Origin of the sequence: Paenibacillus sp. FSL M7-1414 (assembly GCF_038003195.1) — a bacterium.
Lineage (GTDB): Bacteria > Bacillota > Bacilli > Paenibacillales > Paenibacillaceae > Paenibacillus > Paenibacillus amylolyticus.
This window is the reverse complement of the sequence record NZ_JBBOOS010000001.1, coordinates 2,228,445-2,253,097: the sequence shown is the minus strand read 5'-3', so window position 1 is coordinate 2,253,097 and position 24,653 is coordinate 2,228,445. Positions and strand designations below refer to the sequence as shown.

21 protein-coding genes, 1 tRNA gene and 1 riboswitch are annotated in these 24,653 nt (G+C 45.7%); of the genes, 8 read left to right on the top strand and 14 right to left on the bottom strand.

Annotated features, from left to right (window positions below; translation table 11 throughout):
* Window positions 1–253 precede the first annotated feature (253 nt).
* Window positions 254–2,347, bottom strand: coding sequence for an acyltransferase family protein (locus MHH92_RS10275; protein ID WP_340032414.1), 2,094 nt, complete (start codon window positions 2,345–2,347; stop codon window positions 254–256).
* A 574-nt stretch (window positions 2,348–2,921) separates the two neighbouring features.
* Window positions 2,922–3,482, bottom strand: a complete 561-nt coding sequence (locus MHH92_RS10270) for a flavin reductase family protein (RefSeq protein ID WP_076318443.1) — start codon at window positions 3,480–3,482, stop codon at window positions 2,922–2,924.
* A gap of 231 nt (window positions 3,483–3,713) precedes the next feature.
* Between MHH92_RS10270 and catA the strand changes: the two genes are divergently transcribed.
* Complete coding sequence (gene catA, locus MHH92_RS10265) at window positions 3,714–4,361, top strand: type A chloramphenicol O-acetyltransferase (protein WP_340903547.1); 648 nt, start codon at window positions 3,714–3,716, stop codon at window positions 4,359–4,361.
* A gap of 82 nt (window positions 4,362–4,443) precedes the next feature.
* Here catA and MHH92_RS10260 read toward each other — a convergent pair whose 3' ends face one another.
* A complete protein-coding gene (locus MHH92_RS10260) occupies window positions 4,444–7,083 on the bottom strand; it encodes an adenosylcobalamin-dependent ribonucleoside-diphosphate reductase (protein WP_340903546.1) in 2,640 nt (879 codons plus the stop codon).
* A 501-nt stretch (window positions 7,084–7,584) separates the two neighbouring features.
* On the opposite strand from MHH92_RS10260, the gene MHH92_RS10255 reads away from it, so the two are divergent.
* The 3 genes from MHH92_RS10255 to MHH92_RS10245 all read left to right on the top strand — a co-directional run bounded on the left by MHH92_RS10255 (window position 7,585) and on the right by MHH92_RS10245 (window position 11,708).
* Complete coding sequence (locus tag MHH92_RS10255) at window positions 7,585–9,348, top strand: DEAD/DEAH box helicase (RefSeq protein WP_051447131.1); 1,764 nt, start codon at window positions 7,585–7,587, stop codon at window positions 9,346–9,348.
* 3 nt (window positions 9,349–9,351) lie between these two features.
* Window positions 9,352–10,545, top strand: coding sequence for a YqhG family protein (locus MHH92_RS10250; RefSeq protein WP_340903545.1), 1,194 nt, complete (start codon window positions 9,352–9,354; stop codon window positions 10,543–10,545).
* Window positions 10,546–10,907: 362 nt separating this feature from the next.
* A complete protein-coding gene (locus tag MHH92_RS10245; protein WP_340903544.1) occupies window positions 10,908–11,708 on the top strand; it encodes a hypothetical protein in 801 nt (266 codons plus the stop codon).
* A gap of 129 nt (window positions 11,709–11,837) precedes the next feature.
* On the opposite strand, the gene MHH92_RS10240 is transcribed toward MHH92_RS10245, so the two are convergent.
* A complete protein-coding gene (locus tag MHH92_RS10240) occupies window positions 11,838–12,056 on the bottom strand; it encodes a YqzE family protein (protein ID WP_036609606.1) in 219 nt (72 codons plus the stop codon).
* A gap of 194 nt (window positions 12,057–12,250) precedes the next feature.
* Here MHH92_RS10240 and MHH92_RS10235 point away from each other — a divergent pair, with 194 nt between their 5' ends.
* Window positions 12,251–12,997: an N-acetylmuramoyl-L-alanine amidase family protein gene (locus MHH92_RS10235; protein ID WP_047842396.1), complete on the top strand. Its 747-nt coding sequence runs from the start codon at window positions 12,251–12,253 to the stop codon at window positions 12,995–12,997.
* On the opposite strand, the gene MHH92_RS10230 is transcribed toward MHH92_RS10235, so the two are convergent.
* Window positions 12,972–13,766: a divergent polysaccharide deacetylase family protein gene (locus MHH92_RS10230; protein WP_422395275.1), complete on the bottom strand. Its 795-nt coding sequence runs from the start codon at window positions 13,764–13,766 to the stop codon at window positions 12,972–12,974. The two genes, MHH92_RS10235 and MHH92_RS10230, sit on opposite strands and share 26 nt — an antisense overlap.
* A 453-nt stretch (window positions 13,767–14,219) precedes the next feature.
* Between MHH92_RS10230 and MHH92_RS10225 the strand changes: the two genes are divergently transcribed.
* Window positions 14,220–15,914: a carbohydrate-binding protein gene (locus MHH92_RS10225; protein WP_445744667.1), complete on the top strand. Its 1,695-nt coding sequence runs from the start codon at window positions 14,220–14,222 to the stop codon at window positions 15,912–15,914.
* Window positions 15,915–16,060: 146 nt separating this feature from the next.
* On the opposite strand, the gene MHH92_RS10220 is transcribed toward MHH92_RS10225, so the two are convergent.
* Both MHH92_RS10220 and pelA read right to left on the bottom strand, forming a co-directional pair.
* A tRNA-Leu gene (locus MHH92_RS10220) sits at window positions 16,061–16,144 on the bottom strand.
* 176 nt (window positions 16,145–16,320) lie between these two features.
* Entirely contained in the window at window positions 16,321–17,283 is a 963-nt protein-coding gene (gene pelA / locus MHH92_RS10215; RefSeq protein WP_340903542.1) for a pectate lyase, read from the bottom strand.
* A gap of 419 nt (window positions 17,284–17,702) precedes the next feature.
* Window positions 17,703–17,834, top strand: a riboswitch (cyclic di-AMP (ydaO/yuaA leader).
* A gap of 5 nt (window positions 17,835–17,839) precedes the next feature.
* On the opposite strand from pelA, the gene MHH92_RS10210 reads away from it, so the two are divergent.
* On the top strand, window positions 17,840–18,304 hold the full coding sequence (locus MHH92_RS10210; protein ID WP_036609611.1) for a C40 family peptidase: 465 nt from the start codon (window positions 17,840–17,842) through the stop codon (window positions 18,302–18,304).
* A gap of 73 nt (window positions 18,305–18,377) precedes the next feature.
* Here MHH92_RS10210 and MHH92_RS10205 read toward each other — a convergent pair whose 3' ends face one another.
* The 4 genes from MHH92_RS10205 to MHH92_RS10190 all read right to left on the bottom strand — a co-directional run bounded on the left by MHH92_RS10205 (window position 18,378) and on the right by MHH92_RS10190 (window position 20,195).
* A complete protein-coding gene (locus tag MHH92_RS10205; RefSeq protein ID WP_017689352.1) occupies window positions 18,378–18,707 on the bottom strand; it encodes a carboxymuconolactone decarboxylase family protein in 330 nt (109 codons plus the stop codon).
* Between the two features lie 141 nt (window positions 18,708–18,848).
* Window positions 18,849–19,067 (bottom strand): hypothetical protein, encoded by a 219-nt coding sequence (locus tag MHH92_RS10200; protein ID WP_036609613.1) that lies wholly within the window; start codon window positions 19,065–19,067, stop codon window positions 18,849–18,851.
* Between the two features lie 119 nt (window positions 19,068–19,186).
* Window positions 19,187–19,516 carry a hypothetical protein gene (locus tag MHH92_RS10195; RefSeq protein ID WP_036609615.1) on the bottom strand — a complete coding sequence of 110 codons (330 nt, stop codon included), beginning with the start codon at window positions 19,514–19,516 and terminating at the stop codon, window positions 19,187–19,189.
* A 97-nt stretch (window positions 19,517–19,613) separates the two neighbouring features.
* Window positions 19,614–20,195, bottom strand: a complete 582-nt coding sequence (locus MHH92_RS10190) for a xanthine phosphoribosyltransferase (protein ID WP_036609617.1) — start codon at window positions 20,193–20,195, stop codon at window positions 19,614–19,616.
* 204 nt (window positions 20,196–20,399) lie between these two features.
* Between MHH92_RS10190 and MHH92_RS10185 the strand changes: the two genes are divergently transcribed.
* Window positions 20,400–21,455 (top strand): YkvI family membrane protein, encoded by a 1,056-nt coding sequence (locus tag MHH92_RS10185; protein ID WP_253507299.1) that lies wholly within the window; start codon window positions 20,400–20,402, stop codon window positions 21,453–21,455.
* A 134-nt stretch (window positions 21,456–21,589) separates the two neighbouring features.
* Here MHH92_RS10185 and MHH92_RS10180 read toward each other — a convergent pair whose 3' ends face one another.
* The 3 genes from MHH92_RS10180 to MHH92_RS10170 form a co-directional block, all read right to left on the bottom strand.
* Window positions 21,590–22,720 carry a glycosyltransferase family 4 protein gene (locus MHH92_RS10180; RefSeq protein ID WP_047842393.1) on the bottom strand — a complete coding sequence of 377 codons (1,131 nt, stop codon included), beginning with the start codon at window positions 22,718–22,720 and terminating at the stop codon, window positions 21,590–21,592.
* Between the two features lie 193 nt (window positions 22,721–22,913).
* Window positions 22,914–23,462, bottom strand: a complete 549-nt coding sequence (locus MHH92_RS10175; protein WP_036609623.1) for a GNAT family N-acetyltransferase — start codon at window positions 23,460–23,462, stop codon at window positions 22,914–22,916.
* Window positions 23,463–23,568: 106 nt separating this feature from the next.
* Entirely contained in the window at window positions 23,569–24,609 is a 1,041-nt protein-coding gene (locus tag MHH92_RS10170) for a hypothetical protein (protein ID WP_340903536.1), read from the bottom strand.
* Window positions 24,610–24,653: the final 44 nt, after the last annotated feature.

Genomic DNA, 24,653 nt, shown 5'->3' with positions numbered 1-24,653 from the left:
TAATCCCCCTCGGCGATTTGAATACACTTATTGTAAATGTTAACGCTATCATACCGTAAGGTGACGATCCACGGATGCAGGGGTGAAAAATATCGGTTCCCCTGTTTGGAATTTACTTTGCTGACTTATTTGTTCATAACATATAAAAAGAGCCCTCACAATGAGAGCTCTTTCTTGTTGCAGCCGTCGGCTGCTTCACCCCAGCCTATATATAATGAATAAGTGCTAAATCGTATTAAATATGGATTGCGTATTATTGGATACTGTTTTTCACCAGTTCTGCAAAAGCTTCGGACCCTTGCGTAGTGAGATGTACGCCATCTTTTTCAAAATATTCGTCATGTCCCTCACTTGCACTGTTCCAGTCAATTAACGAGACATTGCTGTATTTGGATGCTGCTTCATTCAACGCCCTGTTCACCGTTCGTTCCCATGGACGAGGTACGCGCACAGTAACCAGATATACCCGATCCTCATCCTTCAGATAATCAAGCACAGCATTCAAGTTTTTGGAGTTAAAGGAACCATTCGTCCCGAGCTCCAGCACCACTTTGCTGCCCATTTGGTTGTTTTGCTTCAGACCTTCCAATACATCGCCTGCCTGCCACATCTGACGACCAACATGTCCGTCCACATACACTCCTGATATACTTTGCTCCAGATACGGTTTTGCATCCAAAATCACCGAATCTCCAATAACGGTATAATGAACCTTTCCATCCTCGGCAGGAGGAGCCGTTTCTTCATTGTCCTGAGATGAATCAGGTGCATCATCCGCATGATCCGTATTATCGGATTGATTCGCTCCAGCGTCATCTGGTGTATCATTCTCGTTAGTCACGGAGTCATCAGTCGGCTTATCTTCAGACTGACCGTCCTTGCCAGCATTCACTGAATTGTCTTGTTCGTCAGGTTTTGAATCTGGAGCAGACTCTCCTGTTGGCTTCTCATTTTTCCCCGAATCATCTTTCGTTCCTGCTTCCGGTTTATGGGTATGAGCATCGTTCTTTTGGCCAGAGCCTGACGTTCCTGTAATAGCCGGCAACACATCCTGTCCCTGTTCCTCCGCTACGGAATTCTCTCCATTTAATGTGTTGGACATCGATACCGAATGGGAATCGGAGTTCGCTGCATGGGAGACCATCATCTGAGATACTGTATAGGACAACAGCAGAATCGTCATCAACAGACCTGCCCGCTTCCACCATACGTTACGTATACCGATTGATGACCGCTCTCTTCCCCATAATCGGGACCAAGAATCACGGAATCCATTGTACCGAATCGGATTTTCAATATATTTAAGGGACAATGAGGCCAGTACAACCGTTGCAGCAACCTGTAAAATGATGCGTACAGGATGTGCTCCTCCCGTATCCACCGCGGGATTGGTTAAAATAATGACAGGATAATGCCACAGATATAATCCGTAGGATCGCTCTCCGATCCAGCGTAATGGCTTCGCGCCAATGATACGTGCCAGTAAAGACGATGGGTGAGCCAACACCGCTACCAGCAACGTTGTTGCGATAGCCTGAAGCACCATGCCCCCTTGATACAGAAACGGATCGTATTCACTGCTGTTCAGCATCATGTAGATTAACAAAGCGAGCGCAGCAAGTCCCGACACATCGAGCACAAGCCGGTTCATGCCAGACAGAGAGTTCGATAGCTTGCGACTAGGCCACACCACGGCAAGAGCAGCACCAGCAAGCAGTGCAAATGCCCGCGTGTCTGTTCCATAATATACACGGCTCGGGTCCAAATCCGGATTATACATGATGGCCATTGCGCCAGCAGATAATTCAGCTGCGACGACAATGAAAACGACCAGCCATCCCTTTCTTTTGAACACTACGATTGCTGCGATCAGTAGAAGAGGCCATATAAGATAAAATTGCTCTTCCACAGCCAGTGACCAGAAATGTCCAAACGGTGATGGAGGGCCAAAACTTTCGAAATAGGAAACGTTGTGAAAGATATACCACCAATTGCTTATGTATAATACACCCGAAACGATATCACCACGAAGCGCAGCAAGCCGGGATGGATCTGTACAAGCCAACCAGATCATCACCACAGCTGTCATGGTCAGCATGCCTGGAAGCAAACGCCTTACCCGTCTTACCCAGAAATCACCGAGTGAAATGCGTCCATGTTCCTGCCACTGTGACACGAGAATATCTGTAATTAAATATCCCGAGAGAACAAAAAATATACCTACACCGAGCAGTCCGCCCGGAATAAAATCCAAATTTAGATGATACGCGATTACCGCAAGTACAGCGATGGCTCGCAAGCCGTCAAGTCCGTTCATATGTCTCTTACGATTTAACGATTGTGACATGCATGCCCCTCCTTGTTACTGTGAGTCAACAACATCGGTGTTGGGGGCATAAAGGAACTCCTGATCGTTCTGGTTGTCATTAACATACGTATTGCACCTTCCATCTTTCATTTACAACATAAGAAAAGCTTCTGTTCGAAGCACGATCCGATGATGCGACATTCTGTGTGAATTCTATAATCTTAAAGAAGACGAGTTGCCTGTCCATTAAGTTTAATTATTAAAATATTCTTTATATTCATTCGTGAGTTCACGTTTAGCATTATACGCCCGTATTAAGCCTTATACTTTACAGGAATAGTTACAAACGATTAAACCGATGTAACCTTTCCTGCCAGCTCATATAGCTGTAAAATCATACTCTAATTTTGTCGTTAAATATAGTACTTTTCATCGAGTGGCTAAAATTACCTGTCCCGCTTGCGCAAACCAGCATACCCACGCACACATCGATTGAAACAATTGAATTCATAACAAAAGGCTGCCGACTTGCTCAGCAGCCAATATCCATTATAAACCTATGTCAGACCGGATTGAAAGTTTTGCTCATAATTGCTTCTTCTTGCCTAGGACCCTAGAGGTGGAACGGGTGAATCTTTTCTTCTGTCCTCGCATCCATGATCCGGTATGCTGAACGCCCTGTGTACATTGGGATTTGCAACTTCTCCAGATCAACCATTCCATTCTCCAGAAAGTACTTCTGATCCTGATATCGCTGCAATACTTCGCCTGCAATCCATTCATGGTCACCATATGTCGTAATCTCCATAACCTTGCATTCATAAGCAAAATAAGCATCTGTCAAAATGGGTACACTTACCTTGATTCCTTCCTCATACGGAATGCCGAATCTTGTGAATTTATCCGTATCTCTCCCACTGAACGTTCCTGCAGCTTGAATCCACTCCGATCGATGACCTGGCAGGAAATGAACACCGAATACGCCACTCTTCTCAATGAGTTCATAGGAGTATGTTTCCTTACGAAGGGAGATGCCGTATACGCCTGGTGATGATCCGATGTATGTATGCCATCCGGACGCCATCACATTCTGGACTCCCTCATGACGTGAAGTCACCACCGCTACCATTCCAGGATAAGAATAAAATATGGGTTCTTCTATCGGCTGACGCATCTAATCCCCTCTCTTCTTCGTTATAAAGACAATTTTAATTATAAAGGAAGGAAACAGGTTGAAAAAGCGTTTTGCAGACGATTTCGCTATAAGCGACATATTCACTATCATGGTATACTGAAATGGTCAATTTCTAAAAATACGATACTGGGAATGTGATAGGATATGGTCAAATCAGTCAAATATACCTCCTAAATAAATCCATTATTCAAATTTAGGAGGTTATAACTTATGTTTAATTCAATCGTGTTAGATCAGTGGGATCGAAAGCCATACTTTGACCACTACTTGAATCAGGTCAGATGTACCTACAGCATAACTGCTAATCTGGATATCACTCTATTGATCAACGAACTGAAGCTTAAAGGATTGAAGTTCTATCCCGCTCTTATTCACATGATCTCTACGGTTGTCAATGCACACAGGGAATTTCGAACTTGTTTTGACGCCGAGGGGAGATTGGGCTACTGGGACGAAATGTCTCCGAGTTATACAATTTTTCATGAGGACAACAAAAGTTTCTCAACGATCTGGACAGCATTCCATGAAGATTTCGAGACGTTCCACATTCGTTATCTGGAAGATATGAAGAATTACAAAGATCACAAACAATTTGTTGCCAAACCCAATGAACCGCCAAATACTTTTCCCGTTTCCAGTATTCCTTGGGTGAACTTTACGGGATTTAATCTGAATATTTACAATGAGGGAACCTACTTGTTGCCTATTTTCACGATGGGGAAATATGTCCAACAGAACGATAAAGTATATCTTCCCTTATCCGTTCAGTTACATCACGCCGTGTGCGACGGCTACCATGCTGGTGTTGTATTTAATGAATTGCAGTCACTTGCAGATCGATGCCAGGATTGGTGTTAGTTAGCTAAATGACAAAAAGGCATTCCTGACTTCATGATGGAGTCAGGAATGCCTTTCTTTTGCTCTTTTTTTCAAAAGATATTTAATTGCATTTACTGTACCCACAGTTGCTGCATGTTTTGCATCCTTCCACATTCATCAGGGATGCCGAGCCGCATGAAGGACATAAATCTCTCGATTCGATAAAGGTTTTCTGATCCTCCACTTTGGGATACGTGCTCTCCACTTGATTCTGTTCTATTAATGCTCCAGTTTCGTTCTCCTGCACATCGCTCTGTACATGACATTCCAATGCTTTGGCGACTGCATCAGCAATCGATTCAACCCTATTGGCCCCGAAGCCAATCGCTCCCGAACCACCGATTCCCTTGAGATGTTTGATCAACAGTTCAACCTTGTGCCCATGATCTCCGTATCGAAGGAACAGAGAGCATACTCGACCGAGTGCCTCAGCCATGGCAAACACGTCCGATCCCGCTTTGCCCACGTTCAGGAAGATCTCACCCGGCGTTCCCTCCAGATCATTGATCGTAATGTAAGCCATCCCAAATGGCGTATTGATTTTGTATGTCGCACCGCGCAGTACTTGAGGACGGCTTCTGTATTGTTTATCCAGCACTGTAGAAGAGGACGGGGCTTGATCGAAAGAATGCGTTCTAACACCAACCTGGCTATTCGAAGTTCCATCACTTGCCTGTACTTCAGCATTATTCGGGTTTTCTATAGCAGATACGACTGTCTTCTCTTCAGCTTCCGCCGTGTTCTGATCTTCACCTTGGGTCTCTTCCTTCTTCGACGTGGACAACACCTGCATATCCCTGCTGCCATCACGGTATATCGTTACTCCTTTGCAGCCAAGGTCGAAGGCCAGTTCGTACAGCTCAGCCGTATCCTCCACTGTAAAATCAGCCGGACAGTTGGCCGTCTTCGAGATCGAACTATCCACCCATTGCTGAATCGCTGCCTGCACCCGTATGTGATTCTCAGCCGACAGATCCATTGCCGTCACATAATAATCTGGTAAAGCTTCACCCGGATGTTCATCCAGCCAATCTTGTGCAATCGGTACGAACTGTTCATCATAACCTAGACGGCTTTGACGGAAATACTTGAAGGCGAAATACGGCTCAATACCTGTTGATGTGCCCACCATCGTACCTGTACTTCCCGTTGGCGCTTGTGTGATCAGTGTGACATTTCGAATGCCCTGTTTACGAATGGCCTCTCCCACTTCAGGGTACGTCGCAACCATGTTTTTCATGAATCCACTCTGTAAATACGGTTCAGCTTCGAAAGCTGGAAAAGCTCCCTTCTCTGCTGCAATCTCTGCCGATGCCAGATAGGCCTCCTTCGCCATGAATCCATACAGTTTATCCAGAAAAACAAGAGATTCAGGACTGCCGTATCGAATACGCAGCTTAATCATCAGCTCTGCCAGTCCCATTGTGCCAAGCCCAACCCGGCGTTCACGCTGCTGATTCAGTCTATTTTCCTCAAAATGATATGGTGTTGCATCGATGACATTATCCAAAAATCTAGCCGAGATACGAGTGGTTTCCGCCAGTTCATCCCATGCCACATCATGATTTGTTTCATCGTAGAATTTGGACAGATTGATCGCAGACAGATTACATACACCCCAGGCAGGCAGACCCTGTTCCGCGCAAGGATTAGTACAGATAATCGGATTGAAGTACCAGCTGTTGGACATCTGGTTGTAGTACTCCATGAATACCACACCGGGCTCTGCCGATTTCCAGGCTGATTCAATAATGGTATGCCAGATTTCGCGCGCCTTCAGTGTACGATAGTGCACCACCGAATGACCTGCGGCTTTCCATTGCTGCATATCCCCGTTCCACTCGGTGTCGTAGTCCGGATCGTTTGTATCGGGGAAAACCAAGTCCCAATCTCCGTCCTGCTTGACAGCCTCCATAAATGCGTTGCTCACACATACAGACAGATTGGCATTGGTCACCTGCCCCATCGTTTGTTTCACGGTAATAAAATCAAGCACATCTGGATGCCAGTCATTCATCATGAGCATGAGCGCACCCCGGCGGCTTCCACCCTGTTCAATCAGTCCAGTCGTATAACTGAACAAGCCACCCCAGGATACGGAACCGCTAGATGATCCGTTGACACCTTTCACCACCGCTCGGCGAGGACGCAAAGAGGACAAATTAATACCTACGCCTCCCCCACGTGCCATAATTTCCGTCATCTCGGTCAAAGTCTTCATGATGCCACCCCGACTGTCTTGCGGAGATGGAATGACATAACAATTGAAGAGTGTCAACTCATCGCTTGCCCCCGCACCTGCAGCAATTCGGCCTCCGGGTACTAACTTCCAATCTTCCAACACAGAGCGGAACTTGGACTCCCACGTTGCCCGCTTATCAGCTGTGGATTCGACAGAAGCCATCGCTTTGGCAAGACGGTCCCACATCTCTTCCGGTGTTTTTTCTATGTTGAGTGTCAATTTCTCCACACTTGTCTCGATCATCTCTCCGCTTCGAGTTCTTACCTGTACAAGCTGACCCTGACGTTCTATGATTTCGCCCACTTCCTTGGTTGGGAACTTCGGATCATCCTTCGTTAATACCAATACCACATCTCCGACCTTGGCATGATTCGAATCAGCGTCCTTCCAGGCGTATCGGTCCAGAAATATTTTTTCGCTAAGTCCTTCTAATTGGTACGATCGTTGGTTCGATTTCATCGCTACATTCAACCTCCCCGGTATAAAGCTCCATGTTCACTATATGAGTAAATTATGATGAGACACCACATATAGTGATATAAATTCAGTATAATACACCATATATTGATTTTCCATATGACTTTTATCATAATCCATCTTCATATACTCCCTATACTCGGACAAGCTTCTTGTAAATAAACTGTAGTTCACATTGGTTCAACTAAACTTTTTACACAAGAACGGAGAGGACAGAAATAACCTGAAGAAGCGAAGCGTTGGCCTAAAAGCTTTCTGAAAGAAAGCTGCATCGAAAGCATACGCTATCCCCGGGTTTTCCCCCTTTGGACAAGGGAATCAAAAAAATCTGGGGATAACAGCGATTGGAAGGTTATTCTGTCATCGGAGTGACAAGTGTAAATATTCCTTATTTGAACCCATATAGTTATGAACTGACTCTCATTCGTCCATACTATTACCTACGAATAAAACGTCATCACGTATGGCAGGGGAGGAAACACCATGAACCGGAAAAACCCGCACCACATGAATCAACCTGTAGCTGAGCTGCCCGTTCCGTTGGAATTTGATCGGACCTGGATTAATCAATTGGAATCACGACTGGATAAAGGAGGTCCTTGGGGGGATTATCGACTCTTCCAACTGGGCATTCAAGCCGAAGAGACCAACCTGATTCCCAATTTTGACGAGATCCAATGTCTCAAGCATCTACAAGGCCTCACTCCACTCCCTCACCAGATGGACACTGCTCGCAGAGTATTATTTGAAATGTCAGGCCGGGCCATTCTCGCCGATGAGGTGGGTCTTGGCAAAACCATTGAAGCCGGTCTCATTCTGAAAGAATATATGGTTCGAGGTCTCGTATCCAAGGTACTCATTCTCGTGCCTGCCTCTCTTGTACTGCAATGGGTACGGGAGTTGAATTCAAAATTTGGCATCCCTGCTATTGCCCAGAAAAAGGCCTATTCCTGGCAGAATGAAGTGGTTGTTGCTTCCATGGATACAGCCAAACGTGACCCGCATAAAGATATGCTGCTGAATACTGATTACGACATGATTATTATTGACGAGGCTCATAAACTCAAAAACAAGAAAACAACCAACTATCAATTCATGCTGAAATTGCGCAAAAAGTATTGTCTGCTGCTTACAGCTACACCTGTGCAGAACGATATGAGTGAATTGTTCAATCTGATCAACCTGCTCAAGCCCGGTCAACTGGGTCGTCAGGGTGACTTTGCGGCCAACTTTGTTGTAGACAAACGGGTTCCTAAAAATCAGGAACAGCTTAAGAACGAGTTATCCAAAGTCATGATTCGTAACCGCCGCGGCGAAGGCCCTGTTCAATTTACCAAACGGAACGTCTCCAACGTGAATCTGCAACTATCGCCCGAAGAACAAGCGCTTTATGATGGCGTGACTTCCTTTGTTAAAGACCAGTACCAGGAAGCTGGCGGCAACCTGAGCAGCATGCTCTCCCTTGTTACATTGCAGCGTGAAGTGTGCAGCAGTCGGGATGCTGTATTCGTGACGCTTGTTAATCTGTCGAAGAAACTTCCGCTGGACTCTCCCCTTCGGGACAAGATTTGGGAACTCGTTGCCCATATTAAAGCGATCAAGGAGAATACCAAAGCGGAGAAAACGATGGAGCTGGTTCGGAACATGAATGAAAAAGTAATTATCTTCACTGAATACCGGGCCACGCAGGAGTATCTGCTAAACTATTTCCGCAACAATGGGCTTACGGCTGTACCCTATCGGGGTGGCATGAATCGAGGCAAAAAAGACTGGATGATGGATCTCTTCCGCGGGCGTGTGCAGGCCATGATTGCAACCGAAGCGGGTGGTGAAGGCATAAATCTGCAATTTTGCCATCATATGATCAACTTTGATCTGCCTTGGAACCCTATGCGGGTTGAGCAGCGGATCGGTCGGGTACACCGGCTGGGACAGCAGAATGACGTGAACATTTTCAATTTATCTACGACGGGAACCATAGAGGAACATATTCTGAATCTGCTGCATGAGAAGATCAATATGTTTGAGATGGTGATCGGCGGGCTGGATGTCATTCTGGAACGGCTGGAGAAGAAGGAGTCTATTGAGAAAAGTTTGTACAAGATCATGCTGGAATCACAAACTGATGAAGATATTCGCCGTAAAATGGATTCACTTGGACAATCGCTGAACTCTATTCAACGTGAGGTTTCAGATGAAGGGCCTGCCGTATCCGGGTTGTTAGATCTTCGCAAAGGAGGTAGCTAACTCATGACCATGTCTCCCCATGAAGTGCAGGCTTATGTTCTCACCTATCTGGAAGCACTGGATTGTCAGATTATGGAGCGTTCCCCTGCCCATGTTACAGTCAAACTCTCGCCTGAGGCGGACAAAGCGTTGACCAATCGCCCCTATTATTGGGGGTTCGTGGAACGAACCGGAGCACCCGCTGAGACGATGTCCTTTACATTTATATTTGATCCTGACAGTTATCAGCAGGCCATTGAGGCAGCAGAAGCCAAAGCTGCGCAAGCATCACCTCCTGCTGGAACTAACCCTGATGGAACGAATGGCGTAACCAACAGCAGTCCTCAAGGCGAGCCACCAAAAGAAACTATTCTAGGCCGTTACTTCGGTATTACGCCATCGCTGCCACAGCTGGGGCCAGGACGAATACTACGTGAAGAAGTGGTGTACGGCAGTCGCAGACTGCAGCAGATTTTCGGCGCTGCCCGTGAAGGCGGTGCCTTCGTGAACCTGTTCGAACAGGCTGCCAAACGGCAATTGCGGGCTACAGCGCCAGCCGTATATGAGCCTTGGCTTGGTGTCTGTTTCAAGGTGGAATTCGCCTGTGATTTGAAACGGGAGGAACTGCATTTTCTCGGCATCTCCCTTCGCTCTGGTGAAATTATAGAGAAATTCGGCACGAAGCTGAATCGACGTGACCTCAGTCCGAGGCTCGCGGAGAACATGCATGTGCAGACAGCTAAAGTTTCGTTATCCGATGCAGGGGCTGCTTTGGAATCTCATTTGACGAACCACTTGCAGAAACTCGATTACAGCTGGGCAGAGAAAGCTCAAGAGCGACTTGATCTGGAGCTGGACGTGTTGGACACCTACTATGAGGCGGTACTTCGGGAAGATACCCCTGAGGTAGAATCACCAGGTAACATAACCTCAGACACAGAGAATGTCACTTCTGACCGCACGCCACCTGGACCACTGATAAAAGTTGTGGATATGACTAACGCTAAACCCATTGGAGCAGATGTAGAACTGGCGGCAGAGGCCGTAGTACCGATCAACTCCGAGACAGATGCCGAAGAAGAGAAAGCAAAACAGGCGGTAATCGATCGTGAGGCTATGAAACTGCAGTATGAGACACGCCGGACCGAGATGATCTGGCAATATGAACCTAAAGTGAAAGTGACTGCCATTAGTAGCGGCATGTTTCACTTAAGATAGACGAAGACACTACTTTTCCTGCAAATGCTGGCAAAAGTAGTGTTTATTCATGATCAGCTGCCCGACAGGTTGCAGCAACCTTTGCATAGCCTGTCCCCTAGAATGAAACTAGAACCCCCGCTCAGGTAACGGACAAATGAAAAGTAGGTGTAAATTTGAAACGATTCTTTCATACATGTTGGAACAACGCTCGGAAAATAACCTGTATAACCTTGGGCTTGCTCTGTTGTCTTGCCCTATTCTCTTTTTGGTCGATAGCCAATGCAGAGGAACTAAAAACGTCTTCGCTATCCCCCGTATCATCAACAGAGTATAGTCCCAAACATCATGCCATTCAGAATGAAAGGCTAGCTCCCGCTGCTGTGCAACAGTTTGCAGAGCAACAAGCTGTTACACTTGATACAGCTAACGGCGAAGCGCATTGGAAGGACGCCGACCTGAACTTCTACCCTCTGGGGCCGGGTTTACATAGCTGGCTCGTACAAGCTGAGTTTGAAGGCAAACCTATCGGATATATGATTATTACGGCCACAGAGCAGGGTCAGTTGATGCTTAGTGAATATGGTCATGGAGAACAGTCACCATACAACAATGAACTTCTTGGACAAACCTTAGATCGACAACATGTGAACCTTGAGGCATTACTTGCTAGAGGAGGAGAGCTTCATCTTGGTTATGCTCTTCCCCTGCTGGCTTATTGGAAAGTGGAGCAACCTAATCATCCTGCACTTTATATTGATGCTACCAACGGAGATGTACTACCGTCAGAGTTTCTGAACCTGCTGGAGGCTGATTCCAAACAGACCTCTGTCAGCATAACTGATTTATCCACAACGCCATCTTTATCAGTCGACCCACTTCATCTGCGACCCGTCTTCAATCCGGCTGACAATCTGTTGTGGCTTACCTCCAAACCTGTTGCAACCGACCGGGCACAAGATGTGATACAACACGGGGAGAATCAAGAGATTGTTTTCTCAGCGGGTGATCGTAACGTTGTATACGGTGGTCCTCTACCCGTTAGCGGTTATCAGCTATGGCATGCAGATCAGGAAGCAGAGTCCATTCTATATGTAGCGCTAGGTGGAAAATCATCCATTCAACGCTTTATCCCTTTGAGCACATTGCAGCAAGAGGGCCATTTTTACCTCGTAAATCCTTGATCATCAGCAAATTCTTAACATACAGTCAGATAACCTGTAAAAACAACAAACATCCACAACAAATAAGACGCCTTCCCATTTTATTAAGGGATTGCGTCTTTTGGCTTTAGTGAAATAGGTAAGGGATAGTCACCCTTTACCCGAAGAACTTCGTTTATGAGACTGTGTATCAAATTCTTTTTCCTTTTTCCCCACCCACAGGGATACAGCAAAAGGGATCATACCAAACCATTTCATCGCCCACGGCTCTTTCCTTTTGGTGCGACCTTTCCGCTCATCCTTCGGCGTATCGATATAATGAACAACACGCTGCGTAATGTATTTTACCAACTCATCACTTTTGGCCATAATTCTGCCTCCTTCGCTCCTGCACATTCGCGGAGCTTACGATAGTTCTATTGTGTGCAGGATGTGCAGTGGTTAAACATTTTTTTATTGAAAGAAGTATGAAAACCCTCAAAATGCACAGTCTAATGCCAAAGGTATCCATACAGTCTGTAATCTGCATCGAGTACCTATTTCATGAAGGAGTGTGTATTCCCATGTATAAGCTGCTGACCGCTTCGGTGGCCTTGCTCATTAGCTTCCATTGTCTTCCCATCCTGCCCCACCATGTCGCGCATGAAAAAGCAGCCCCGTCCCAGAACAGTCCATCCATGCTGCCAGTGACCGATGGAGATGCTTATCGCTCAAGTCATCATGCCTTTGCAGCACCCGTTATCCTGCTCGACGTAGGCCATGGCGGTATTGACGGTGGTACGTCAGCCCAAGGTGTGCTGGAAAAAGATATCAACCTCGCCATTAGCCAAAAGGTCTATCTCCTGCTTCGCAGCAAAGGTTATGCCGTTATCATCAATCGGCTTGGTGATTATGCACTTAGTGATGAGAACCGCTGGCTGAACAGCCGCTCCCGTCATACCAGAGATCTTGCCCAACGTAAAAGCCTTAGCGAAGAAGTAAGTACAGATATCGTGGTCAGCATTCATGCGAACTGGAGTCCCCGATCGAATGCACACGGCCCGGTGGTATTGCACCAGAAAGAAGGCAGGAGTTATTTGCTGGCCCAATCCATTCAGGACGCCATGAACGAGTTATACGAAACGGAGCACGGGGTCGTATGGGGCAAGCCCTTTTATATATTGAATTACGTGAAGCAACCTGCCGTCATCGTCGAAACCGGATTTTTGAGCAATGCGGCAGATCGAACCAGAATGAGTGACCCCACTGAGCAAAAACGAATCGCCCAGTCCATTGCCAATGGCATTATTTATTATCTGTCGGTAGTGTAGGAGCAGAATGCCATTGCCACACATCTCGAACCAGATCACCGATTCCTACAAATTGAACCTGATTTTGCAGACGGGAGACAGATTCACGAATTACTGCGGATGTGTTCATCCCTGAATGGCCGACATGACCAATGACAACACAGATATCCTTATCGATCGCACGCTGAGCAGCCAGATCCAGTTGCTTGCGAATGTGTTGCTTGGAGTTTTGATCATCCAGGAAAATGTCATTACCTACAGGTGGCATGTTTTTGGATACGGCCAGTTCCCCCACTACGGAGCGAAAGTTCGTACGGCTGTCTACAAAGAAGAGGCCCCGCTCTTTGCATACATCGAGCACAATGGACATGATGCGTTTGTCCGAAGTGATTTTGGAACCCATATGATTGTTCATGCCAATGGCGTGTGGCACATCATCAATCGCTTTCTCCACGCGTGAGCGGACTTCTTCATCTGTTAGATTGGATGTGATTGCACCCGGGCCCAGCCATTCCGGTCGTCCTTTCTTGGGTTCCATGGGCATGTGCACAATCACATCCATCCCCTTTTCATGTGCAGCTATCGCATCTTTCTTCGTTGTTGGCAAAAAAGGCATGACCGCTACCGTTAGTTTAACTGGCATCGCCAGGATCTCTGCCGTACCCTTCATGTCATTACCAACATCATCGATGATAATCGCTAACCGTTTGTGATTCGATGTGGACTCTGAAGCTGCCGCTGTAGGCCCTCCTGCCGAGATGCCTGCGTAAAACACAATCAATAATGCCATGATACCTGCAATGAATCGATAATTCTTTCTCTGTACCTTCATCATGATTCCCTCCCCGTAACTTCTGTGATCTCATTGTTTGATAATGAAGGGAGGAATATGTAAGCCAAAGCCTTCCTTAATGATAATATCCTCGCCATTGAAGACCTCTATCTCAAGTGAAGACCTCCATCATTCCATTTTTCTCCTTAGCATTCAGACAAGAACTGTCATTGAACAGTTAGAAAATAGAGATTAATTAGAAAAAATACTGTAATTTGTCAGGTTTTCAGTTTAGGAATTTTTTAGTAGAATCAACAAATGAAAGAGGTTCTATGCTTCATTTCATTCCTATGATTTATGGAAGGAGGTTTTGAAAGGGTTTACATAAAATAAATGCCAGACAATCCGCTATTCTTGTTTGTTTTCCTGGTCGCGGTTTCTCTATGTAACCATTTACTATTATCGAGGAGGATGAAAGTAGTGAAATTCAAACTAAAAAAGACGATTAATGTTCTTTTGGCCTGTTTAACAGCCCTGCCTTTGATGTTAACCCCGACAAATGTGTCAGCAGCCAGCGATGCCAACATTAATTTGTCCTCGGAAAAACAGCTGATCAAGGGCTTTGGGGGCATTAACCTTCCTGCCTGGATTGGTGATCTGACTCCCGCTCAACGTGAAACTGCTTTTGGTAATGATCAGAATCAGTTAGGCTTCTCCATTCTCAGGATCTACGTTGATCCAGATTCTAATAACTGGTACCGTGAAGTTGCCACAGCCAAACGGGCTATCGAAAAGGGTGCTATTGTATTTGCATCCCCATGGAATCCTCCAAGCAGCATGGTTGAAACATTCAACCGCAATGGGGACACAAATGCCAAACGTCTGAAATACGACAAATATACCGCATATGCGCAACATCTGAACGACTTTGTAACCTACATGAAAAATAACGGCGTAGATCTGTATGCCATTTCTGTGCAAAACGAACCGGATTATGCTCATGACTGGACTTGGTGGACTCCACAAGAGATCCTTCGATTCATGAAAGAAAATGCCGGGTCCATTCAAGGTACCAAAGTCATGGCGCCTGAATCCTTCCAATACTTAAAGAACATATCCGACCCAATCCTGAATGATCCGCAGGCACTTGCCAACATGGACATTCTGGGAGCACATACGTATGGAACCCAGATTTCGAATTTTGCCTACCCTCTCTTTAAGCAAAAAGGAGCCGGTAAAGAACTATGGATGACTGAGGTGTATGTTCCAAACAGTGACAACAACTCAGCAGACCGCTGGCCTGAAGCATTAGACGTTTCCTATCACATGCACAATGCCATGGTAGAAGGTGATTTCCAGGCCTACGTGTGGTGGTACATCCGCAGACAGTATGGTCCGATGAAAGAGGACGGTACCATAAGCAAACGCGGGTATAATATGGCTCATTTCTCTAAATTTGTGCGTCCAGGCTACCTGCGAGTCGATGCAACGAAAAATCCGGATACAAACACATTTGTCTCAGCCTATAAAGGTGATAACAAAGTCGTCGTCGTGGCAATTAACCGTGGAACTTCAGCCACAAGCCAAAAATTCGTTCTGCAGAATGGTAATGCCTCCACTGTGTCCTCATGGATTACGGACAGCAGTCGAAACCTGGCAAGCGGAAACCCGCTTACCGTATCCAATGGAGCCTTCACGGCACAGCTCCCGCCTCAGAGCGTAACAACGTTTGTTGCCAACGTTACTGGCGGAAATAGCGGCGGGAATACAGGCAGTGGCACTACGTATGAAGCCGAGACCGGAACGTCACTTACGGAAGCTGCCATTGAAACAATCTACCCCGGTTACACTGGCTCCGGGTATGTTAACTTCAATGCGATGACTGGTTCGGCCATTCAATGGAACGGCATTAATAACACGACAACAGGTACCAAAAACGTAAAGTTTCGTTATGCGCTGGAAAGCGGCACTCGGAACCTCGACATTTTTGTGAACGGAACCAAAGTCATTAGCAACGAGCCCTTTCCGGCTACGGGAAGCTGGTCCACTTGGGTTGAAAAAACAATACAGGTCCCCATGAACACCGGGACCAATACATTGAAAGTGGTTACCACTGGATCGGAAGGACCGAATATTGACAGCGTTAATGTTACCGCAGCACAATAAACGTTCCGTATGGCTGATGGAAGACATTTGCTGTACGTGCAGCTAAGCACTAACCTCTTGAATACTCATCACTAAAGTTAGTGTTATATCAAAAAATGCAAAAAAAGACTCCTTAAGCGTTAGCTTAAGGAGTCTTTTTTTTTAGATGCGGTCGAGAGGACTCGAACCTCCACGGGGGTTAGCCCACACGGACCTGAACCGTGCGCGTCTGCCAATTCCGCCACGACCGCATATTGTATCTCCGTCATCCATATCGGCGACAAGAAATAATATATCATGCGTAATCTATCATGTCAACACTGAAAATAATAACAATAAAGCCCGAATCAGACGTCCATGTCGATTCGGGCTTTACCTTTAACTGCTGCAAATAGTTTGGTTCATTAAAACGGAAGCATACTACAAATTACAGCTTGGAAGGCCAGTTGCCATACCATGCATAACCGCCTCTTCTTTCTTTATCAATATCACTTAATTTGTATTTAACTACCCCGTCACGACCAATAAAGATTGGTTTATCTGTTCCGATCTCATAGAAGCGTGCCCAAATTGGTGCAGCTTTGGAATCAGCGATAATTTTACTATCTCCATTAGCTCTTTCATACTTGTAACCCGTAATTTTCACTTTGTTAAACCAAGCCTCCGCTCCTTTAATGGATGCGGTAATTTTAGCGTTAGCAGGTCTGGTTTTCAGAAATTTAACAATCGTTACACTCTCTCCAGCTGTCAACGATGGCACTTCGTAGATTCTTGCGCTCGCTGGTTTAAGAGAGCTGGAATCATGTTGTTGTCCCCATGCTGTAAGCTTACCACCTGAAATGACCTGTGTATTCAGAATCGCCTCCACACCTTTGGCAACTGAATTTTTACTGCGGTTAGCAAGCGTGCTGTCGATAAATGAGAAATCACCTTTGCGTGCTGCTACTTCATCCAGCATGATCATTACATTAATCATGGCATCATCATTGTAAGTGATGTGCTTGTGGTATCCGGAGCTTTGGTAAACTTGTGGCCACCCGCCGTTTGAATACTGCATGTTGATCAAAAAGTTAATTCCTTTGATTGCAGCTGTGGAGTAACGCGGATCATTCGTCTTTTTAAATTCCTTCGCCAATCTTCTAATTTCTGAGTATGTAGCCTTGTTGTCTATCGTGGACTTTGCCCACTCTCCACTTGTCTGTTTATAATCTTTTCTCCAACCTCCATCTGGCAGCTGGTTCTTCAAAATATCAGAAATACTCGCTGTAGTACCCGACGCATCTGCAGCAGATACCGTCCCTACAGGGAGAACTGCCATTCCAACTGCTGAGAACACCATCGTACATGCCAGGACAAAAGTAATTATTTTCTTCGCTTTCAAATGTAACACTCTCCTATGTTCGTTTTTATAAATCTTCCACTTCTACTTTACCTATGATACGCGTCTCTAAACCTCCTTTATTTGTATTTATCGCACAATAAAATCAATTTAAATCCAATATGTGGATTGGATAATCAGATAATATGCAAAAAATCGATTTTTGTCAATATATGCAACTTAATGAATATAATCTCTCTAATTCTACATAACGGAATAGTTCTTTTAACTCATGACAAACCTATCTATTTATCCAAATTCGTCTTAAACGAATCAATAATGACGTTTTTGTCATGAATGATACCCAAACTTGATCCCTTCTTTCATATAAAAACCTTAATTCCGCTAACATTGAGGTATTACGAAGGGTTTTAAATGGGTTTGACAATTACGCATTTATGCAATATAGTTTCAAATAGTTACAAAAACTTAATTATTCATTGCCGAGTTTCATGTTTGAGAACGGGGGAACCAATTTGGGTGAATTATTCTTATACATAGGAAATATAGGGAACCTTCTACCGAACCCTTAGCTAACTCCGTAGGCATCGAAGGGAGAACATTGATTTTGAAAAAACTGATTATCTCCATTTTTGGAGCAGCTGTATTATTTACATCCGGGGCAACAAGCACAGAGGCAAGCAGTATCAACTCCGTAGTGAACAACATGACAGGTATTCCTTACAAATGGGGTGGCACAACTGTAGCCGGCTTCGACTGTTCTGGTTTTATGAGATATCTTTTCAACAAATACAGCATTGAATTACCACGTACTTCGCAGCAGCAAGCCAAAGCAGGTACTCCCGTATCCAAGAGCAATGTTCGGACAGGTGATCTGGTGTTCTTTAATACAACAGGCAAAGGCATTTCACATACAGGTGTATATATCGGCGGCGGACAATTCGCTCATGCCTCCAGCAGTAAAGGTGTAAGCATCACGAAGTTATCGAATCCATACTTCAATGATCGTTATGTAACAGCACGTCGGGTAACTGGACAGTTTATGTATGATAAAATGTTAGGTAAAATGTGATTCACATACAAAAAGGCATCGGTTATTAACCGGATGCCTTTTTTGCACTTAAAAATGTATGTTGCATTGCTTACTAATGCAGCGCCTTCTGCACTCGCATCGCACCCTGAGACAGGGCATGTCCTCCACCAACAGCTCCAGCCACGGCTACGGTCTCCATAATCTCCTGATCTGTTGCGCCCTTAGCACGGGCTTCTTCTACATGGTAGAAGGTACATACCTCATTGTTGGCGAATAATCCAATGCCAAGCGCAATTAGCTGTTTTGTCTTCGCATCAATCACACCAGGTTGGAAACATTCTCCGGTAAACTCATGATACGACTTCACCACACCTGGCAGTACATCGCTTAATGCTCCAATCTGATCCTTGTAGGCATGAACTTTATCATTCATCAATGTCATGGCTTGTAGCACACCCTCTCGGCTATAGTTACAGATCTTCCTCACTGTACCTATCTTCTCTCCCGAGTGAGCCATTTATGCCAAGAAATCATGGTAATTCCAAACATTTAACGCGCATGGCTCTGCCATAATTATAAGCTGTTACTCACTAAGTGGACTCTGGCGCGGCTCGCTGAACAGCTGATAGCTGTAACCTCGGTCCAGCTTAACGACACGTCGATTCTGACGACGGATAAGTACCTGCTCGCCATCCCAGGCAACCACAATCCCCTTCACGTCGTTCGATTCCAGCTCGTCCCGTACTACTCTAACTTTCTCACCTGACAGACGCAGGGCGTCCAATTCTGTATCACTAATCATCTTCATGGCTCCTATATTTCAAATTTATTTACAAAAAGAGACCTAAATGAAAAGTCATTTAGGTCTCACGTGACTGTATTGGACTGTCATGTCATTCGAAATTATGTCCCGACTGAAAGTTACCGCTGCGCGTGCTCTTTGCTGTCGTTCTTCTCGAACCAAAAATCAAGCACTTTGGCGGACATCACACGTTCTTCAAGGTACTCCACTTGATGCGGTGTAAATTGTTCTTTCCAAGAGAAGGACAACTCTTCGCACAAGCCTACAATCGTCAGTAATTCTGACCAGGCAACATAGCGTTTGTACCAGAAAAATTGAGGATGTTCAATCATATAGGGATAAAGGTCATCGAATTCCGTATGTTTACAATCCAGGGCACGTTCAAAATGAACTTTCGATTCCGCCAGCTTATCATTAAAAAATTGTTCTGTTGCCGGTTGGTTCCCCATGGTGTTGCCTCCTCTCCCTAACATAACCCCATTATAAATGAAATCGGCGGTCATGCAAAGGCATAGTTCAAAAAATAGGCCCTATTCCTTTAAAATGTCACATTTCGTTATCGTCAAATTGTACCGTACCATCATTCAGGGAACGAATGCGTACCAAGGCTTCCACCGGAATACCCTGTTCACGAATCGTGCGTGCCCCCGCCTGAAAACTTTTCTCGACCACAACGCCGAATCCGACGAGTTCCGCACCGGAACGCTCGATAATTTTGATGACGCCACGAGCGGCATCTCCATTGGCAATGATATCATCAATGAACAAAATGCGGTCATTCTCATGAATGAACTCGCGGGATACCATAATATCAGTTACAATTCCTTTGGTAAAGGACGGTACACGTTCACAGTATGCATCAGGATCAGCCAGAAGTGTTTTTTTGCGACGGGCGAATACAAGTGGCACCCCCAGTTCATAGGCTGCGGCAAACGCAACCGGAATCCCTGAGGATTCTACCGTGATTACCCGAGTTACTCCACTTTCACGAAAACGGGCAGCGAACTCACGTCCCATCTCCATCGTTAATGCAGGATCAATCTGGTGGTTCAACAGACCATCCAGCTTTAATACTTGATCCGAGATAACCACACCTTCTTGTAAAATTCGTTGTTTCAATAATTCCATGATTTGACCTCCCAAGCCTATCCTATGAGGTAAAAGTATCATATATCTATCTATAAGTTCAAGCGAAATTGCCTGGGCGCTGTCCTTGAGACGCATTTCAAGCCAAAGCTCATTATCGATTGTCATGACTTTCGTGGGTCAAGCATACCTTGTACCATGGTACCCGCATGTCCAAACTATACAGGGGCCTGAGAGGGGAAACACATGAAACAGGCATTTCGGGTGCTGCAGATCGCATTTACATACATCGGAACGGTTGTCGGAGCCGGCTTCGCTACAGGGCAGGAAATTTTGCAGTTTTTTACCCAGTATGGCAAATGGGCCACCATCACCATAGGCTTATCCACCATGCTCTTTGTCTGGTTAGGCACCAAAATGATGCTGATCGCTCACGATACCGGGTCCCGCTCTTATGAGGATCTGAACAAACATTTATTCGGCCATAAGGCGGGCAAATGGATCACCTGGGTGACCCTTCTCATTCTCATTGGCGTGAACAGTGTCATGCTTGCCGGAGCAGGCTCCGTTTTTGTCGAGCATCTGGGTTTGCATTATCAGACAGGTCTGATCGTCACACTTGTAGGGACATATTTGCTTCTCGGTCGGGGCATTCAAGCCATCCTGCAAATGAATAGCATCGTCGTGCCCATGATGCTCCTGTTATCTCTGCTCATGATCACCAGTACGATCCATCATCCAGGTGCTTCCCGATTCATCACACTGACGACAGACTCAAACCCTATTCAAGTGTGGCTGTCTCCACTATTGTATACTTCATTCAATCTGGTGTTGGCTCAAGCTGTTCTTGTGCCTGTAGGTAATCAGATTCGTAGTCGGAATGTGCTGAAGTGGGGTGGAGTATTGGGTGGAATTGGCGTTGGTTTCATGCTGATGGCAGCTCATTTTGCCATGTCAGCTCAGATGCCCGGCATCATCCAATTCGAAATCCCGATGGGCAGCATTGCCTTTCAACTTGGATGGGCAGTGCAATCTGTATATGTATCCCTTATTTTTATGGAAATATTCAGTACCTTTGTAGCCGATATCTATGGAATGACCTTGCAACTGAGACAACATATACGTGTCCATCCCCGTTTCATTACATTAACCATTATGCTGTTGTGTTACTCACTCAGCCAGTTTGGATTCAGTTCCCTGCTGTCCATCCTTTACCCCATCTTTGGAAGTATGGCATTAATCTGGGCTGCCAAATTGGTACTGAACCGCTGGGGCGCCTTTCGTAAACGCAACAATATATAAACCTCACGGTTATGTACTTCATGAATACGAGCATCCGTTTACTTCAAAACCACAAGTCACCGCGGGTACTCTTTCCTTAAACATGACAAAAAGCCGCTGTTTGGCACAGCGGCTCGCACTTTTTGCTCTACATTTTAGGCTTGGCTAGGAAACTGTAGATACATCTTTTTCAACTCATTGACCGATCTGCCGAGCGAGTAATGTGTCTTGGCTTTTTCACACGCTGAACGAGCAAGTTCATAACGATAAGCCGGGTCCAGCATCACCTTTTCAAGCGCTTCAGCCAATGCAGAAGGATCTTCTGCCGGTACAAGCAACCCATTGCTACCGTTCTCGATCTGTTCCGGTATACCACCTACATCCGTACCCACAAGGGCAAGACAACTCAGCGCCGCTTCAGCGAAGACGGAACCAAATGCTTCTGCCCGTGAAGGAAGTACAAAAATATCAAAGAATGGCATGAATTCCTCAGGGTGCAGTGTGTAACCATAGAAAATGGTCTCATTATAGATCCCCAATCGTTGCGCCAATTCTTCCAGATCAGGACGAATCGGTCCATCTCCAATAATATGTAACACATAATCATGACCTCGGTCCTTCAGTTCCGCACAAGCTTTGAAAAGAATATCCAACCCTTTTGCCGGGACAAGCCGACATACCGTGACCAGTTGTGGTATCGCATTATCATGAGGGATCGGCTTAAAGCGCTTCTCATCAAATCCATTGGGAATCACACCGATGACATCAGGTTCCTTCAAGTAGGGAGCGAGATAACTACGGAACGAATCCGACACCGTCAAGAGGCGCTCTGCCTGGTGTTCCAGCTCACCATATATCGCAAGCAGGAATCGATGCTCCGGTCCATCCGTTTCAATGCGTCCATTAAGGATTAATTCTCGTTCATAACTGGAGTGAATCGTCTGAATGAGGGGTGTATCCGGGAAAACTGTTTTCATCGCAAGTCCTGCAATTGGGTGGTGGGCATGAATCAGATCATAGGGCTTCTGAATACGCAGTTTGGTCCACCAAAGATAATCACGATAAGTTTGAATATATTTTTGGACAACAGGACTATCCTGATATTCCGTCCAGTCAAACGTTTCGAACTGAACTTCCTCTCTGCCCTTGTTGCGAATTCGCTTTGGCAACGAGAACAGATCCATCTCCCACCTCGGGGTTGTAAATCTCTCTTGCATATACGGAATCATAGAGGATACACCTCCGGGCTGCTCCGGAGGAAAGAAAAGCGCCTGCAGCAATTTCACCGTTAGTTTCCCCCTTTCTAACTTACGTACTACTCTACTATCCATTATGACATAGGGAAGCCGGAACATCTATATTACGATAACTCGTATATACAACATATTCATGAAACGTTCCCCTCAGAAGCAAAAGCTCTAATTCAGCAGCCCATCGCTTACGGTTGTCGTCAACATATTCATAGGATAGTCAGAATTCTCAGCTCAGTAGCTCCACGGGCTTCTCATATGTACTGTAACCATCGGTCTCTCCCAAAAAAGTATACCCGTTCCGCGCGTAAAAGGCGTTCAACGTAGCATTGCTCGCTCCGCAATCTAACCGAACAGTATGTTTACCTTCAAAATGTATCCCGCTGCTGGACCATTGCAAAATGGACCGTCCTAAACCGCTCTGAGCATATTTTCTTCGAATCGCTAGCCGATGCAGATAAATTGCGCCATCCTCGGCATGAGCTTTTGAACCCCAAAGATGAATATCCCAAGGACTTGGCTGAACCAAAAGGATGACCATCCCCGCTACGTCCGCCCCTTTTTTAAATACAAACACATCCCCACGGCGAATCGCCCCTGCCGTATCATGTGAATCTTCACCTTTAAGCAAAGCGTTCCATTGGGAAGAACCTTGGCTCTGTAACCATTCGGCTGTCTCCACCAGCAGCGACATCACATCCTCCGTATCTTCCGGCTTCGCCTGAACCGCTTGAAAACCATCGTTAATATATTCGCTACTGATCCTGAATGAGTGCATCATTGTTCTCCTCCGCTTCCTGATCTCTTTTAAACTAATGGTACTATACCGGGAAATGGATTTTTCGTCAAAATGAGAACAAAAAAAGGTAAAAGGCGGTTGCCCTTTACCCATCTATTCTGGCTTCATCAATAATCTGATTTCGATACAACATCGTCAGGTGCAAGGTGTCAAACTCCATTTCCTTGTCCAACTCCTGCATCAACACTTCGACCAAGCTCTTTCGCTGAATGCTGGTACCAGGAACCTCGTAATCAATGTATCCCGTCAGATCGGAATGAGAAGTGTCTATTGTTGCTGTTCCCACAGGCAATCCACCTCGCTCCTGAAGAAACAGCTCATATACCCGGAACTCCCGATCCTTACGCTTCAGCATGACATAACATGTTTCTTCAGCAGCTTCCAGCTCATCCAGATCCGATTCATCGGTATCCTCAAATTCCTCGGAGAAATCGCGATGTACCCACTCTAACGTTTCGAGTTCGTTGCCCTGATGCCACATGCGGATTGTAATCGTATCGATGATATCTTCATCCAGCTCTCTGACCAGTAACTCTGCTGCAGCTTCCAATTGATTCTCTTCCGGCTCGTCATACCAGTGTATTTCACCTTGTACATCAGCGCCATATTGTTTTAAGGAAGCTTCTGCTAGTTCCTGCCCTTCGACATCATTGAAAATATACGTCGATATGCTGCGTCCTGCGCTTACCATTTCCATCTCCAGAACCTGATCCCGATCTTCATATGTAAACGATTCGGCTTGTGAAACAGGGATTACCTTACTTCCACTGCTACCTATATCGTCATAGCTGCCTTCGTCATGATTCATCTCTTCAGACGGCCACACTGTCTCTGACTCAGGCGTATGCAGAACCGTATGTAATGAGCCACAACTAACCAGCACTTCATAATACGCAGCTTCCAACGCATCTGCAAGAGATCGGACATAGGCATGTACTTTTTCCACGATACGTTGCTCTGTATCATCTGGCAGAGACTCCTGCTCGATCTGAAGACTACCTGATAAACGATCTCCTTCTCTGTACACAAGGAACAGTGAGCCTGCATATTGACCATTGACCATCACGTCCTGTACTTCTCCACCTGATGTCCGCAGGTCTGCAACCAATTCCACATCATAATTCATCACGTGTCCTCCTCCATTCCTAACGTTATTCTCTTAGGATGCCC